Here is a 12,037-nt window from a genome sequence, read left to right as displayed (position 1 = left end):
CCGGCTACTATCCGAGCCAACCGAACCTGTTGCATCGACAGCTTGAATCCAAGCTTGAATCCAAGCGTCTTTTCGCTCTTCTCGGGGTCGATTTTCAGGGACGGGCTGCGAGCCCGGCAGCCAAGTGCAGACCGTCCCCGGTCAGCCGGTAGACCGTCCACTCGTCCATCGCCACGGCGCCGAGCCGCCGGTAGAACTCGATCGACGGGGTGTTCCAGTCCAGCACCCACCACTCGAACCGGGCGTAGCCGCGCTCGACCGCCAGGGCGGCCAGCGCGGTCAGCAACGCCTTGCCGAGTCCCGACCCGCGGTGGGCGGGCTGGACGAAGAGGTCCTCCAGGTAGATCCCGTGGACGCCTTCCCAGGTCGAGAAGTTCAAGAACCAGAGGGCGAAGCCGACGACCTCGCCGTCCGGACCCTCGGCGACCAGCGCGAACACCGCGGGCGCCGGTCCGAACAGGGCCGTCCGCAGCTGGTCGGGCGTGGCCCGCACCTGGTCCGCCGCGTGCTCGTACGCGGCCAGCTCGCCGACCAGCTGGTGGATCCGGTCCACGTCGGAGACCAGGGCGGGACGTACGGCGGGGTGCACCCGGTCAGCCAACCACGTGCTCTCCGGCTCGGGCCCGGGCGGGGCGCTCAATGGTGTCTGCCTCTCCCGCTCGCGCGAGGGAACAGCATGTCGCGCTCGCTCGGTCGTCGGACACCATCCGCCCACCCGACCCTCGCTGGTCCTCAGGGGCGACGGGCGCCCTTGAACGGCATGTAGCTCATCTTGATGTAGGACACCTTCGAGCCCGGGCGGGGGGCGTGGATGATCTTGCCGTGCCCGGCGTAGATGCCGACGTGGCTGGGTCCGGAGTAGAAGAAGACCAGGTCGCCGACCTTCAGGTTCGACTTCGAGACCTTCTTGCCGCGGTGGTACTGGGCGGCCGCACTGTGCGGGAGCTTGACCCCCGCCTTCTTCCAGGCGCCCGCGGTCAGCCCGGAGCAGTCCCAGTGGCTGGGGCCGCTGCCGCCGAAGCGGTAGGAGTCACCGAGCTGCTTCTTGGCGAAGGCGAGCGCGGTGGCGCCCTTGCTCGACGCCTTCTTCTTGGCCGGACCGGAGAGCTTGCCGTGCTGCAGGTCCTTCCACAGCGCGACCGTGGCCTTGCCCGTCCGCTTCTGGTGGGCCTGCTTCTGCGCGGACTTGACCACGCTGACGGTCTTGGCGTCGTAGCGGCTGTTCAGGTCGACCTTGGTCCAGCCGAGGGACTGCAGGGTGCGCTGCAGCCGGAGCACGTTCACGCCGGTGTCACCACCCTTGAGCGCCGGCCGGGTGCCCTTCGACAGCAGCGAGGACCAGACGATACGGCCGCCCACCTTGAGCGGACGGAAGCCCATCGAGGACCGGTACTTGGCCAGCTGGGAGGCGTCGTGGGCGGAGAACTTCCCGTTGACGCTCGTGGAGCGGCCAGCCTCGCGCAGCAGACACTCCATCACCTTCACCTGGGCGCCCTTGGAGCCCTTGCGAATCGTGGGGTAGCTCTTGAACGAGAGGCCGTGACAGGTGGTGGTGCTGGCGGCACTGGTGGGGGCGACAGTGGGGGTGGTGGCGTCGGCGGTCGCGGCGACCGGAACGGTCAGCGCCAAGCCGGTCAACAACGCGGCGGCGCTCGTGCGGATTCTGCGCATGCGGTGGCTCTCCCTCGAGTTTCGATGGACCGCTCGGTATGCTCCGAGCAGTTCAGCCGTGGCCAACCGGCTGGCGCACGTTATCAAATCGTGACTTCTTCGCCAAGTGGGGCCGTCAAACCATCGGCGCGTCGCTTGACACCCGAGCCCGAGATCCCCGCGAACCGTTCTTATCGGCTTGCCCGTCCGGCGCCGATTTGGACCGGCTGGCCCGGCCCCGGTACGCTGGCTCACGCCGAAGACCGCTGGTCGGTCGCAGCCTCGTGCTCTCGAGTACGGGTGCGGCGATCCGAAGACGTCGTCCGGGAGACCGGACGGATGGCCCGCGCAGGTGATTGGACCGCAGCCACCGCTGCGTTCGTCGATCGAGGTCCGCACGGATCACGACCGGTGGTCGCCGCGAGTGATGCCCCATGACGCCTGTGCGTCCTGGGGCTTTTTTGTTGCCCGCCTGCGGGTCAGTCCTTCGGCAGCGCTGCATCCGTAGCGCGCACCACGGATCGACAAAACGAAGCGGAGGAGACTATGGCGAGGCCGGACAAGGCAGCCGCGGTCGCGGAGCTGGCGGAGAAGTTCTCCAGCTCCACGGGCGTAGTGCTGACCGAGTACCGCGGGCTCACCGTGAAGGCGCTGAAAGAACTGCGTCGCTCACTCGGTGAGAACGCCACCTACGCCGTGTCGAAGAACACCCTGATCACGATCGCTGCCCGGGAAGCGGGCGTCGGCGGGATCGACGACCACCTCGTCGGCCCCACCGCGATCACCTTCATCGAGGGCGACCCCGTCGTCGTCGCGAAGGGTCTGCGTGACTTCGCACGGACGAACCCTCTTCTGGTCATCAAGGCTGGGGTCCTGGACGGCAAGGTCCTGGACGCCGACGAGGTCAGGAAGCTGGCCGACCTGGAGTCCCGCGAGGTTCTCCTCGCCAAGGTCGCCGGTGGCATGCAGGGTGTCCTGCAGCAGGCCATCTCGCTCGTCTCCGCCCCGCTCTCGCAGGCCGCCCGTCTGATGGCGGCCCTGCAGGACGCGGCAGCGGAAGACCCCTCGATCATCGGCGGTGCCGGCACGGCCGCCGTGGTCGACCAGGAGCAGGACGCAGAACCGGCCGCACCCGCGGCCGCCGAAGAGAGCACCGAAGAGAGCACCGAGGCAGCACCCGCTGCGGAGGACACGACTGCGGCTGACGCCGCGGTCACCACCGAAGCGGCACCCGCCGCGGACGAGAACTAGGAAGGACGCCCACCATGGCGAAGCTCAGCACCACCGAGCTCCTTGACGCCTTCAAGGAGCTGACCCTGATCGAGCTCAGTGAGTTCGTCAAGGAGTTCGAGACCACGTTCAACGTCACCGCTGCTGCCCCTGTGGCTGCGGCTGCCCCGGCCGGTGCCGGCGGCGCCGCGGTGGTCGAGGAAGAGGAGGCCTCGGACGAGGTCGACGTCATCCTCGAGGCGGCCGGCGACAAGAAGATCCAGGTCATCAAGGAGGTGCGTACCCTCACCAGCCTCGGTCTGAAGGAGGCCAAGGACCTGGTCGAGGCCGCCCCCAAGGCCGTTCTGGAGAAGGTCACCAAGGAGCAGGCCGAGAAGGCCAAGGCGGCCCTCGAGGGCGCCGGCGCCAAGGTCACCGTCAAGTAGCTCCTCACCTCAGCACGACGAACGCCCCGGTCTCGGTCGAGACCGGGGCTTTGTCGTCCCCCCTCTACTAGGTGGGTGGGGGGTCAGGCCGCGCCGGCGTCGTGCACGCAGATGGCGACCTGAACCCGGTTCTCCACCCCGAGCTTGGCCATCACCCGGGTGACGTGAGCCTTGACCGTCGCGACGCTGAGGTAGAGCTCCGCACCGATCTCGGCGTTCGAGCGGCCGGCGCCGATGGCGAGCGCGACGTCGTGTTCCCGCTCGGTCAGGGTGGTCAGCCGCGCCCGGGCTGCCGTCCCACGGTCGCCGGCCCCCGACGCGGTCACCGCGGCGATGAGCTGGGCCGTCACCCGCGGCGAGAGCATCGGCTCGCCCGCCGCCACCCGGCGGACGGCGTCCACGATCCGCTCCGGTGGGGTGTCCTTGAGCAGGAAGCCCTTGGCGCCGATCCGCAGCGCGGTCAGCACCGACTCGTCGGTGTCAAAGGTCGTGAGCACGAGCACCGCGGGCGGGTGCGGGGAGCGCACCAGCACCTCAGTGGCGGCGAGACCGTCCTGGCGCGGCATCCGGATGTCCATCAGCACCACGTCCACCCGCAGCTGGCGGGCCAGCTCGACGGCCTCGATGCCGTCCCGAGCCTCGCCGACCACCGTCAGGTCGGACCGTCCCCCGAGGATCAGCTGCAGCCCGGCCCGGACGAGCGCGTCGTCGTCGGCGATCAGCACCCGCACCGCCGGTGTGGTCTGGTCTTCGGTCAGGTTGTCCACGGCAGCCACCCTCGCAGCTCGTAACGGTCGGCGTGCCGCTGGTGCTCGAGCGCCCCGCCGACCAGCTCGGCCCGCTCGGTGAGGCCGACCAGACCCAGACCAGCACCGGTCGGCTCGCTCCCGTCGACCCCGCCGACCGGCCGGAGCGGGTTGCTGACCACGATCTCGAGCCGGTCGTCGACCACGTCGAGCCGCAGCCGGACCGGCTCGCCCGGCGCGTGCTTGCGGGCATTCGTCAGCGACTCCTGGACGATCCGGTAGGCGGTCCGGCCGACGGTGCCCGCTCCAGGCTGGGCCGCCGGCACCGTCCCCTCCAGCCGGACGGGGGTGCCGGCCGCCCGGGCCTCCTCGAGCAGGGCCGGCAGGTCCGCCAGCTGCGGCTGCGGCGGCGCCGGCGTCGGGGCGGCTCCCGCCGGGGCGGGGTCGCGGAGGACGCCGAGGACGTCCCGCAGCTCGCCGAGGGCAGCGTGCGCGTTCTCCTGCACCACCCGGGCCGAGGCCCGCAGCTCCTCCGCGCTGAGGTCCTCACGAAAAACCATCGCCCCCGCGTGCAAGGAGACCAGCGAGATGCGGTGGGCCAGCACGTCGTGCATCTCCCGCGCGATCCGGGTGCGTTCGCTCAGCCGAGCCTGCTCCAGCCGCGCGATCTGCTCGCGCTCGGCCGTCTCCGCCCGGTCGCGGCGGGAGTCGACCAGGTCGCGCCGGGCGCGTAGGTACAGCCCGAAGATGCAGCAGATGCCGAGGACGACGCCGGTCCCCAGCAGGGTGGTCCGCCACGCCTCGCCGCCGCCGCCGACCGTGGGTACCAGCAGGTCGTAGAGCAGGGCGGAGCCGAGGAACGCCAGTGCCACGGGCACCACGGCCCGCCACCGTCGGGTCGTCACCAGCGAGACGAAGGCGAGGAGGGCGGCCACCGCCGACAGGGCCGACACCGCGGTACTCAGGGCGAGCGCCCCAGCGACCGCCGCCGGCCAGCGCCGCCGCCAGTGCATGGCCACGATGGCCGCCGTACCGACCACCAGGTCCAGCACCGGCTGGAACGTGTCCGGCGACATCTCCTCGGTGAACTGGAAGGTCCACCCCAGCAGTCCGAGCAGCACCACGACCACGTAGCGCCAGACCTCCTGGCGCCGCCTCAGCGGACGCGCTTCGGAGCTGGGCACCTGATCAGGCTAGTGCGCTGACGCTCGGGGGCCGAGCGACCAAAGGCGCGCCGATGATCGACCTTGGTCGGTACGGCCGTAGCCCTGCGACCGATGTGGGCACCGGGGGCCGACCGCCAGAGTCGACGCATGATCACTTTCGAACGGCTCACCCGGCGGTACGGATCGTTCACCGCCGTCGACGACGTCAGCTTTGAGGCCCGCCCCGGCACCGTCACGGGCTTCCTCGGACCCAACGGTGCAGGCAAGTCCACCGCCTTGCGGATGCTGGTGGGACTCACCCCCCCGACCACCGGCTCCGCCACCATCCTCGGCCGCGCCTTCCGCGACCTGCCCAACCCCGGCCGTCAGGTCGGCGTCCTGCTCGACGCCTCCGCCCAGCACGGCGGCCGTACGGGCCGTGAGGTGTTGACGCTGGCCGCGCTCGTGATGGGCGTCGACCGGGCTCGGGTCGACGGGCTGCTCACCGAGGTCGGCCTGACCGCTGTGGAGTCCCGGCGGCGCGTCCGGCACTACTCCCTCGGCATGCGCCAGCGGCTCGGGCTCGCCCACGCACTGCTGGGCGACCCCGAGGTGCTGGTCCTCGACGAGCCGGCGAACGGGCTCGACCCCGCCGGGATCGCGTGGATGCGGACGCTGCTGCGCGGCTTCGCCGACCGCGGCGGGACCGTCCTGCTCTCCTCGCACTTGCTGCGCGAGATCGAGGTCGTGGCCGATGAGCTGGTGTTGATCAACCACGGCCGAGTCGTCGCGGCCGGTGCGAAGACCGACCTGCTGGCCGGGACCGGCACGGTGGTCACGTCCGCAGACTCCGCGGCTCTCGCCTCGGCGCTCGACCGGGCCGGGATGGCCGTCAGCCGGACGGGCGTCGACACCCTGCTGGTCGGTGCCGAGGCCGCGCGCATCGGCCGGGTGGCCGCTGACGCGGGCGTCGCCCTGACCTCGCTCCGGCCGGCGGACAACACCGGCCTGGAAGACCTGTTCCTCACCCTGACCAACGACGACCTCACGACGGAGAACGCAGCATGAGCACCCTGACCTACGCCACGTCCACCCCTTCCCCGACGGCGAACCCGCCAGCTCCGGTCCCGGTGCCGTTCGCCCGGCTCGCTCTGGCCGAAGGCCGTAAGCTGCTCGACACCCGGGCCGGCCGCGGCGTCCTGCTGGCGATCCTGCTGGTCACGCTCGGCGCCGTCACCCTGGTGCTCTTCACCACCGACGGGACCGAGCTGACCTGGCAGCTGCTGGCCACGACCGCCGCCCTGCCGCAGGCGTTGCTGCTGCCGGTGCTGGGCATCCTGACGGCAACGGCGGAGTGGACCCACCGCACCGGGCTGGTCACCTTCACCTTGGAGCCGCGGCGGCTACGGGTCGGGGCCGCCAAGCTGGTGGCCGTCGCGGTGGTCGCCGTGCTGGCGGTCGGCGCCGCGCTGGCGCTGGGGGCCGTGGCCAACGTCGTCGGACTGCTCTGGCTGGACGGAAACGGGTCGTGGGCGTTCGACGGCTCGCTCCTCGCCGGCGGGCTGGCCTTCCAGGTGCTCGGCGTGGCCCAGGGCCTGGCCTTCGGCGCGGCGATCGGCAACAGCGCCGGCGCCATCGTGGCTCTGCTCGCCCTGCCTCAGCTGTGGTCGGTGCTCACCGCGCTGGTGTCGTGGCTGGAGAAGGTGGCGCCCTGGTGCGACCTCAACTCCGCCGCGGGCCCGCTGCTCAGCGGCAGCCTGACCGGCGTCGACTGGGCGCGGCTCGGCACCTCGGTCGCCGTCTGGATCCTGCTGCCGCTGCTGATCGGGGCGTACCGGTTGGTCCACCGCGAGCTCAGCTAGCGGTTAGCGCCATGCACCCGCGTCCTGAGCTTGTTGGAAACGCGTCCTGAGCTTGTCGAAGGCCTCGAAGAGGTTGCGCTGACTCTTAGCAAGAGCAGCCGCACCCCTTCGGGGCCCTCGACAAGCTCGGGACGCGTTTGCTAGGGCCCTTTGACAGGTGCAGGACGCGTTCAGCTGCGTGGCCGCAGCCGGAGGTCCTGCATGCCGCCGTCGACGGCGATGGAGGTGCCGGTGGTCGAGCGGGAGCGCGGACTGGCCAGGTAGGCCACGGCGTCGGCGACCTCGTCAGCGCTGACCAGCCGGCCGTGTGGCTGCCGCTGCTCCAGCGCGGCCCGCTCGGCGGCCGGGTCGTCGGCGGCGGCGAGCAGCCGCTGGACCCAGGGCGTGTCGGCCGTCCCGGGGTGGACGCAGTTGACCCGGATGCCGTCGGCGACGTGGTCGGCGGCCATCGCCCGGGTCAGGGCGGCCACCGCCCCCTTGGTGGCGCTGTAGAGCGCGCGCTGCGGCAGGCCCGCGGTCGCCGCGACCGAGGCGGTGTTCACCACGGCGGCGGCCGAGGAGGCCCGCAGGTGGGGGAGGGCGGCCCGGGTCACCCGGGCCAGGCCCACCACGTTGACGTCGAAGACCCGGTGCCACTCGGTGTCGTCGTTGTCGGCCACCGTGCCGGCGGCGCCGATGCCGGCGTTGTTGACCACGATGTCCAGCCCGCCCAGCTCATCGACCACGGTCTGGACGGCCGCACGGACCGAGGCGTCGTCGGACACGTCGCAGGTCACCGCCAGCAGGCCCTCGGCCACCCCTTCGGCGCGCAGGTCGAGCGCGGCCACCCGGGCGCCCCCCGCCTGCAGCCGGGCTGCGATAGCCGCCCCGATCCCGGACGCGCCGCCGGTGACCAGGGCGACCAGCCCGTCGAACTCCCCGTCGGCGACGTCCGTGGCGTTCACTGTGCTCCCTCCAGAGCAGACCAGTCGGTGAACACGTGCCGCTGTCGGCCGAGGCCGTCGATCTCCACCTCGACCACGTCGCCTTCCTTGAGGTAGGGAAAGCGGCCCGACAGGGCGACGCCCTCCGGCGTCCCGGTGAGCACCAGGTCGCCGGGTTCGAGCACCAGGTACTGGCTGAGCTCGAAGACGATCTCCTCGACCCCGAAGATCAGGTCCGCGGTCGAGGAGTCCTGCCGCGGCTCACCGTTGACCCAGCTGCGCAGCCGCAGGTTGGCGTGGTCGACCTCGTCCGGGGTGACCAGGTACGGCCCGGTCGGGGTGAACCCGGCACAGGACTTCCCCTTGCTCCACTGACCGCCGGAGACCTCCAGCTGGAACGCCCGCTCGGACAGGTCGTCGCAGACGGTGAAGCCCGCGATGTGGCTGAGGCTCTGGGCGGGCGAGTCGAGGTAGGAGGCCCGCTGGCCGATGACCACAGCCAGCTCCACCTCCCAGTCGGTCTTGGCGCTGCCCCGCGGGATGGCCACCGGGTCGTACGGTCCAGCGACGGTGTTGGGCGTCTTGAGAAAGATCACGGGCTGTTCGGGCGGGGAGGCGCCGGACTCGGCGGCGTGCGCCGCGTAGTTCATGCCGATACAGATCACCGCGCTCGGCCGGGCGATCGGGGCGCCGACCCGGACGCCCTCGGTCTCGACCCGGGGCAGCTCGCCGGCGTCCAGCGCCGCGCGGACGTGCTGCAGGCCGTCGCTGGCCAGGAAGTCTCCGGTCAGGTCGAAGACCAGACCGCTCAGGTCGTAGCTGCCGCGGTCGGTGACCACGACCGGTTGTTCCTGGCCCACCGGGCCCAGACGAGCCAGCTTCATGGGGGGTCTCTCTCTCGTTGGTGCTGGACGGAGGCCCGCCCCGGGCCAGGCTAGAAGGCCGAGCTCCAGTAGCTGCCTCCGGGATAGGCGTACCTCGCCACCGACGCCGGATGCATCTCAGCGCTGTAACCCGCACCGGTCGGCAGCACGTACGCGGCGTCCTTGATCACGCACGGCTCGACGAAGTGCTCGTGCAGGTGGTCCACGTACTCGGCCACCCGGCCCTCGGTGGTGCCGGAGATGATCAGGAAGTCGATGATCGACAGGTGCTGGACCAGCTCGCAGAGCCCGACACCGCCCGCGTGCGGACAGACCGGGATGCCGAACTTCGCCGCCATCAGCATCACCGGCAGGATCTCGTTCAGCGAGCCCAGCCGGGCCGAGTCGATCTGGCAGAAGTCGATCGCCTCGGCCTGCAGCAGCTGCTTGAACAGCACCCGGTTCATCCCGTGCTCGCCGGTGGCCACGCCGACGGGCGCGACGGCCCGCCGGATGGCCGCGTGGCCCAGGACGTCGTCGGGGCTCGTCGGCTCCTCGATCCAGAGCAGGTCGAACTGTGCCAGCTCCTGCACCCAGCGGATCGCCGTCCCCACCTCCCAGACCTGGTTGGCGTCGACCATCAGGTGGACGTCGGGGCCGATCACCTCGCGCGCCAGAGCACAGCGGCGCAGGTCGTCCTCGAGGTTGGCGCCCACCTTGAGCTTGAGGTAGCGGTAGCCCTCGTCGACGGCCTCCTGGCACAGGCGTCGCAGCTTGTCGTCGGAGTAGCCGAGCCAGCCGGCCGAGGTGGTGTAGCAGGGGTAGCCGGACCGTTCCAGTACCGCCAGCCGCTCGTGCCGGGTGGGCCGTAGCTGCTCGAGCATCGCCACGGCGTCGTCACGGGTGAGCACGTCGGAGAGATAGCTGAGGTCCATCGTGTCCACCAGGGCGGCGGGTTCCGTCTCGGCCACGAACTGCCACAACGGCAGCCCCGCCTGCCGGGCCGCGAGGTCCCAGACGGCGTTCATCACCGCCGCCAGAGCGAGGTGGACCACACCCTTCTCCGGGCCGAGCCAGCGCAGCTGGGTGTCGGCCTGCAGCCGCCGGTACGTGCCGCCGAGGTCGCCGGTCACCTCGGCGAGGTCGAGCCCGATCAGCGGCTGGGCGCGTTGCCGGGCCGCGGCGACGCACAGGTCGTTGCCGCGGCCGATGGTGAAGGTGAAGCCGTAGCCGCAGAGCCCGGGGTCGTCGGTGTGCAGCACGACGTAGGCGGCGGAGTAGTCGCCGTCCTTGTTCATGGCGTCCGACCCGTCGGCGGTCAACGACGTGGGGAAACGGACGTCCAGGACATCCACAGCGGTGAGAACAGGCACGCGGCAGCCTCCAGGATCGAGCGTCGTCGGGGCAGCCTAGCGGCCGTTCACCTGAGGGCCCGCTGCTCACCTCCGGCCGTGAGCCTCGACGCCCATCAGCACGTCTGGGATCTCGACCGGGCCGCGACCACGGGCTCGGGCCCGGGTACGGGCCGACCAACCCCACCACCCAGGACGAGGCGCTGCTCCGGCACCGCGAGGGTCGGTGTGGCGGCGTACGTGCCGGCCATCCGGTGCTGCTCGGAGCGCGTCCTGCGCTCCAGGCTCAGTCGGTGTGGAAGACCTCAGTGGCTTCTGCCCACCACTCGCCGTCGGCGCGGGTCTCCAGCGGACGCTGCAGCGGCATCGTCAGCTCCCACCACTCCTGGGTGGTGGGGTCGGCGGCCATCGCCGCGGTGTCGGTGCTGAAGTCCTCCCCGACGTACTCGTAGTAGGCAAAGAGCAACAGCTCGGGCTCCCGCAGGAAGATCGAGTAGTTGGTGATCCCGCACGCTCGGATGGTCCTGAGCACCCCCGGCCAGACTGAGGCGTGCATCTCCTTGTAGCGCTCCACCGCTTCCGGCGCGAGCGCGATGACCTGGGCGATTCGTTGCACGAGCCCTCCTGTCTGGCGACGACGTCGTCAGCCTACGGCCGGGGGAGTCCGGACGCCCCGCTGAACCCGGGCAGGTCAACCTCGCTCGTTCGGCTTGTCAGGACCCGATTCGGCGGTATGCTCTGCGGCAAGCGTTCGACGTGGTCGTCGCGCGGAGCGGGTGCTCTCGAGGTCGTTTTCCACGAGTGACACCCCCGCGCCGACGGACCCGGTTTGACCGTGTGGGTGAGTCCTGCCCTCCGACTTGTCAAATCTCTAGGCGATCCCTATGCTGGAACCTTGCCCTCCGCATCCGCTGACCCGTTTTGATTGACGCGGGCCGTCCGGCATGCGCGGAGGCAGTGAAGTCCCGCACCTCACATCTTCATAGCTCCACCCGCCGAGAGTCTCGGAAGGACACAGCAGTTGGCCGCCTCGCGCACCGCCTCGAACACCAAAGTCGTTTCATCCACCGGCCGGATCTCGTTCGCGAAGATCGCCGAACCCATGGAAGTTCCGGACCTGCTGGATCTGCAGGTCGACTCCTTTGACTGGCTCGTCGGCAACGACGCCTGGCGGACGCGCGTCGACGACGCGCTCGCCGAGGGTCGAACCGACGTCAACACCAAGTCCGGTCTGGAGGAGATCTTCGAGGAGATCTCCCCGATCGAGGACTTCTCCGGGACGATGTCGCTGTCGTTCCGCGACCACCGCTTCGAGCCGCCGAAGAACAGCGTCGAGGAGTGCAAGGACCGCGACGTCACCTACGCCGCGCCGCTCTTCGTCACCGCCGAGTTCATGAACAACGAGACCGGCGAGATCAAGAGCCAGACCGTCTTCATGGGCGACTTTCCGCTGATGACCGACAAGGGCACCTTCGTCATCAACGGCACCGAGCGGGTCGTGGTGTCCCAGCTGGTCCGCAGCCCCGGGGTCTACTTCGAGCAGACCACCGACAAGACCTCCGACAAGGACATCTTCACCTGCAAGATGATCCCGAGCCGTGGGGCGTGGCTGGAGTTCGAGATCGACAAGCGAGACATGGTCGGCGTCCGGCTGGACCGCAAGCGCAAGCAGAACGTCACCGTCCTGCTGAAGGCGCTCGGCTGGACCGACGCGCAGATCCTCGAGGAGTTCGGCCAGTACGAGTCGATGCGGCTCACCCTGGAGAAGGACCACACCACCACCCAGGACGAGGCCCTGCTCGACATCTACCGCAAGCTGCGCCCGGGCGAGCCGCCGACGC

12 protein-coding genes and 1 pseudogene are annotated in these 12,037 nt (G+C 70.4%); 5 read left to right on the top strand and 8 right to left on the bottom strand.

Translation table 11 applies throughout. The annotated features are described in order from the left end of the window. Positions 1-94: 94 nt before the first annotated feature. Together ACFE76_RS20115 and ACFE76_RS20110 are read right to left on the bottom strand one after the other, a co-directional pair. Positions 95-589: a GNAT family N-acetyltransferase gene (locus ACFE76_RS20115; RefSeq protein ID WP_375433566.1), complete on the bottom strand. Its 495-nt coding sequence runs from the start codon at positions 587-589 to the stop codon at positions 95-97. Between the two features lie 143 nt (positions 590-732). Then, positions 733-1,671 carry an NlpC/P60 family protein gene (locus ACFE76_RS20110; protein ID WP_375433565.1) on the bottom strand — a complete coding sequence of 313 codons (939 nt, stop codon included), beginning with the start codon at positions 1,669-1,671 and terminating at the stop codon, positions 733-735. 525 nt (positions 1,672-2,196) lie between these two features. On the opposite strand from ACFE76_RS20110, the gene rplJ reads away from it, so the two are divergent. Further along, on the top strand, positions 2,197-2,901 hold the full coding sequence (rplJ, locus tag ACFE76_RS20105; RefSeq protein ID WP_375433564.1) for a 50S ribosomal protein L10: 705 nt from the start codon (positions 2,197-2,199) through the stop codon (positions 2,899-2,901). A gap of 14 nt (positions 2,902-2,915) precedes the next feature. Continuing rightward, on the top strand, positions 2,916-3,305 hold the full coding sequence (rplL, locus tag ACFE76_RS20100) for a 50S ribosomal protein L7/L12 (protein WP_375433563.1): 390 nt from the start codon (positions 2,916-2,918) through the stop codon (positions 3,303-3,305). 83 nt (positions 3,306-3,388) lie between these two features. On the opposite strand, the gene ACFE76_RS20095 is transcribed toward rplL, so the two are convergent. Together ACFE76_RS20095 and ACFE76_RS20090 are read right to left on the bottom strand one after the other, a co-directional pair. Beyond that, positions 3,389-4,072, bottom strand: coding sequence for a response regulator (locus tag ACFE76_RS20095; RefSeq protein ID WP_375433562.1), 684 nt, complete (start codon positions 4,070-4,072; stop codon positions 3,389-3,391). Further along, positions 4,060-5,235: a sensor histidine kinase gene (locus ACFE76_RS20090; protein WP_375433561.1), complete on the bottom strand. Its 1,176-nt coding sequence runs from the start codon at positions 5,233-5,235 to the stop codon at positions 4,060-4,062. The genes ACFE76_RS20095 and ACFE76_RS20090 overlap by 13 nt, the downstream gene beginning before the upstream one ends. Before the next feature lie 129 nt (positions 5,236-5,364). Between ACFE76_RS20090 and ACFE76_RS20085 the strand changes: the two genes are divergently transcribed. Both ACFE76_RS20085 and ACFE76_RS20080 read left to right on the top strand, forming a co-directional pair. Further along, positions 5,365-6,264 carry an ABC transporter ATP-binding protein gene (locus ACFE76_RS20085; protein WP_375433560.1) on the top strand — a complete coding sequence of 300 codons (900 nt, stop codon included), beginning with the start codon at positions 5,365-5,367 and terminating at the stop codon, positions 6,262-6,264. After that, positions 6,261-7,058 (top strand): hypothetical protein, encoded by a 798-nt coding sequence (locus tag ACFE76_RS20080; RefSeq protein ID WP_375433559.1) that lies wholly within the window; start codon positions 6,261-6,263, stop codon positions 7,056-7,058. The genes ACFE76_RS20085 and ACFE76_RS20080 overlap by 4 nt, the downstream gene beginning before the upstream one ends. A gap of 170 nt (positions 7,059-7,228) precedes the next feature. Here the strand turns inward: ACFE76_RS20080 and ACFE76_RS20075 are convergent, their stop codons facing one another. The 4 genes from ACFE76_RS20075 to ACFE76_RS20060 form a co-directional block, all read right to left on the bottom strand. Then, the gene (locus tag ACFE76_RS20075) at positions 7,229-8,002 is read right to left on the bottom strand and encodes an SDR family NAD(P)-dependent oxidoreductase (protein ID WP_375433558.1); all 774 of its coding nucleotides are present in this window, start codon (positions 8,000-8,002) and stop codon (positions 7,229-7,231) included. After that, a complete protein-coding gene (locus tag ACFE76_RS20070; RefSeq protein WP_375433557.1) occupies positions 7,999-8,865 on the bottom strand; it encodes a fumarylacetoacetate hydrolase family protein in 867 nt (288 codons plus the stop codon). Before ACFE76_RS20070 ends, ACFE76_RS20075 begins: the two co-directional genes overlap by 4 nt. Positions 8,866-8,915: 50 nt before the next feature. After that, on the bottom strand, positions 8,916-10,217 hold the full coding sequence (locus ACFE76_RS20065; RefSeq protein WP_375433556.1) for an L-fuconate dehydratase: 1,302 nt from the start codon (positions 10,215-10,217) through the stop codon (positions 8,916-8,918). 265 nt (positions 10,218-10,482) lie between these two features. Then, on the bottom strand, positions 10,483-10,812 hold the full coding sequence (locus ACFE76_RS20060) for an L-rhamnose mutarotase (protein ID WP_375433555.1): 330 nt from the start codon (positions 10,810-10,812) through the stop codon (positions 10,483-10,485). A 405-nt stretch (positions 10,813-11,217) separates the two neighbouring features. Here ACFE76_RS20060 and ACFE76_RS20055 point away from each other — a divergent pair. Beyond that, positions 11,218-12,037: pseudogene (locus tag ACFE76_RS20055) on the top strand (DNA-directed RNA polymerase subunit beta); the annotation flags it as partial.

Origin of the sequence: uncultured Friedmanniella sp., assembly GCF_964244005.1 — a bacterium.
In the GTDB taxonomy this organism is placed as follows: domain Bacteria; phylum Actinomycetota; class Actinomycetes; order Propionibacteriales; family Propionibacteriaceae; genus Microlunatus.
The sequence above is the reverse complement of the archived record's forward strand: the minus strand, read 5'-3'. Positions and strand labels throughout refer to the sequence as shown.

What these genes read in the sequence shown, in the direction of transcription:
- ACFE76_RS20110 (WP_375433565.1), bottom strand. Translation starts at nt 1,671, where the DNA reads ATGCGCAGAATCCGCACGAGCGCCGCCGCGTTGTTGACCGGCTTGGCG.
- rplJ (WP_375433564.1), top strand. Translation starts at nt 2,197, where the DNA reads ATGGCGAGGCCGGACAAGGCAGCCGCGGTCGCGGAGCTGGCGGAGAAG.
- rplL (WP_375433563.1), top strand. Translation starts at nt 2,916, where the DNA reads ATGGCGAAGCTCAGCACCACCGAGCTCCTTGACGCCTTCAAGGAGCTG.
- ACFE76_RS20085 (WP_375433560.1), top strand. Translation starts at nt 5,365, where the DNA reads ATGATCACTTTCGAACGGCTCACCCGGCGGTACGGATCGTTCACCGCC.
- ACFE76_RS20080 (WP_375433559.1), top strand. Translation starts at nt 6,261, where the DNA reads ATGAGCACCCTGACCTACGCCACGTCCACCCCTTCCCCGACGGCGAAC.
- ACFE76_RS20070 (WP_375433557.1), bottom strand. Translation starts at nt 8,865, where the DNA reads ATGAAGCTGGCTCGTCTGGGCCCGGTGGGCCAGGAACAACCGGTCGTG.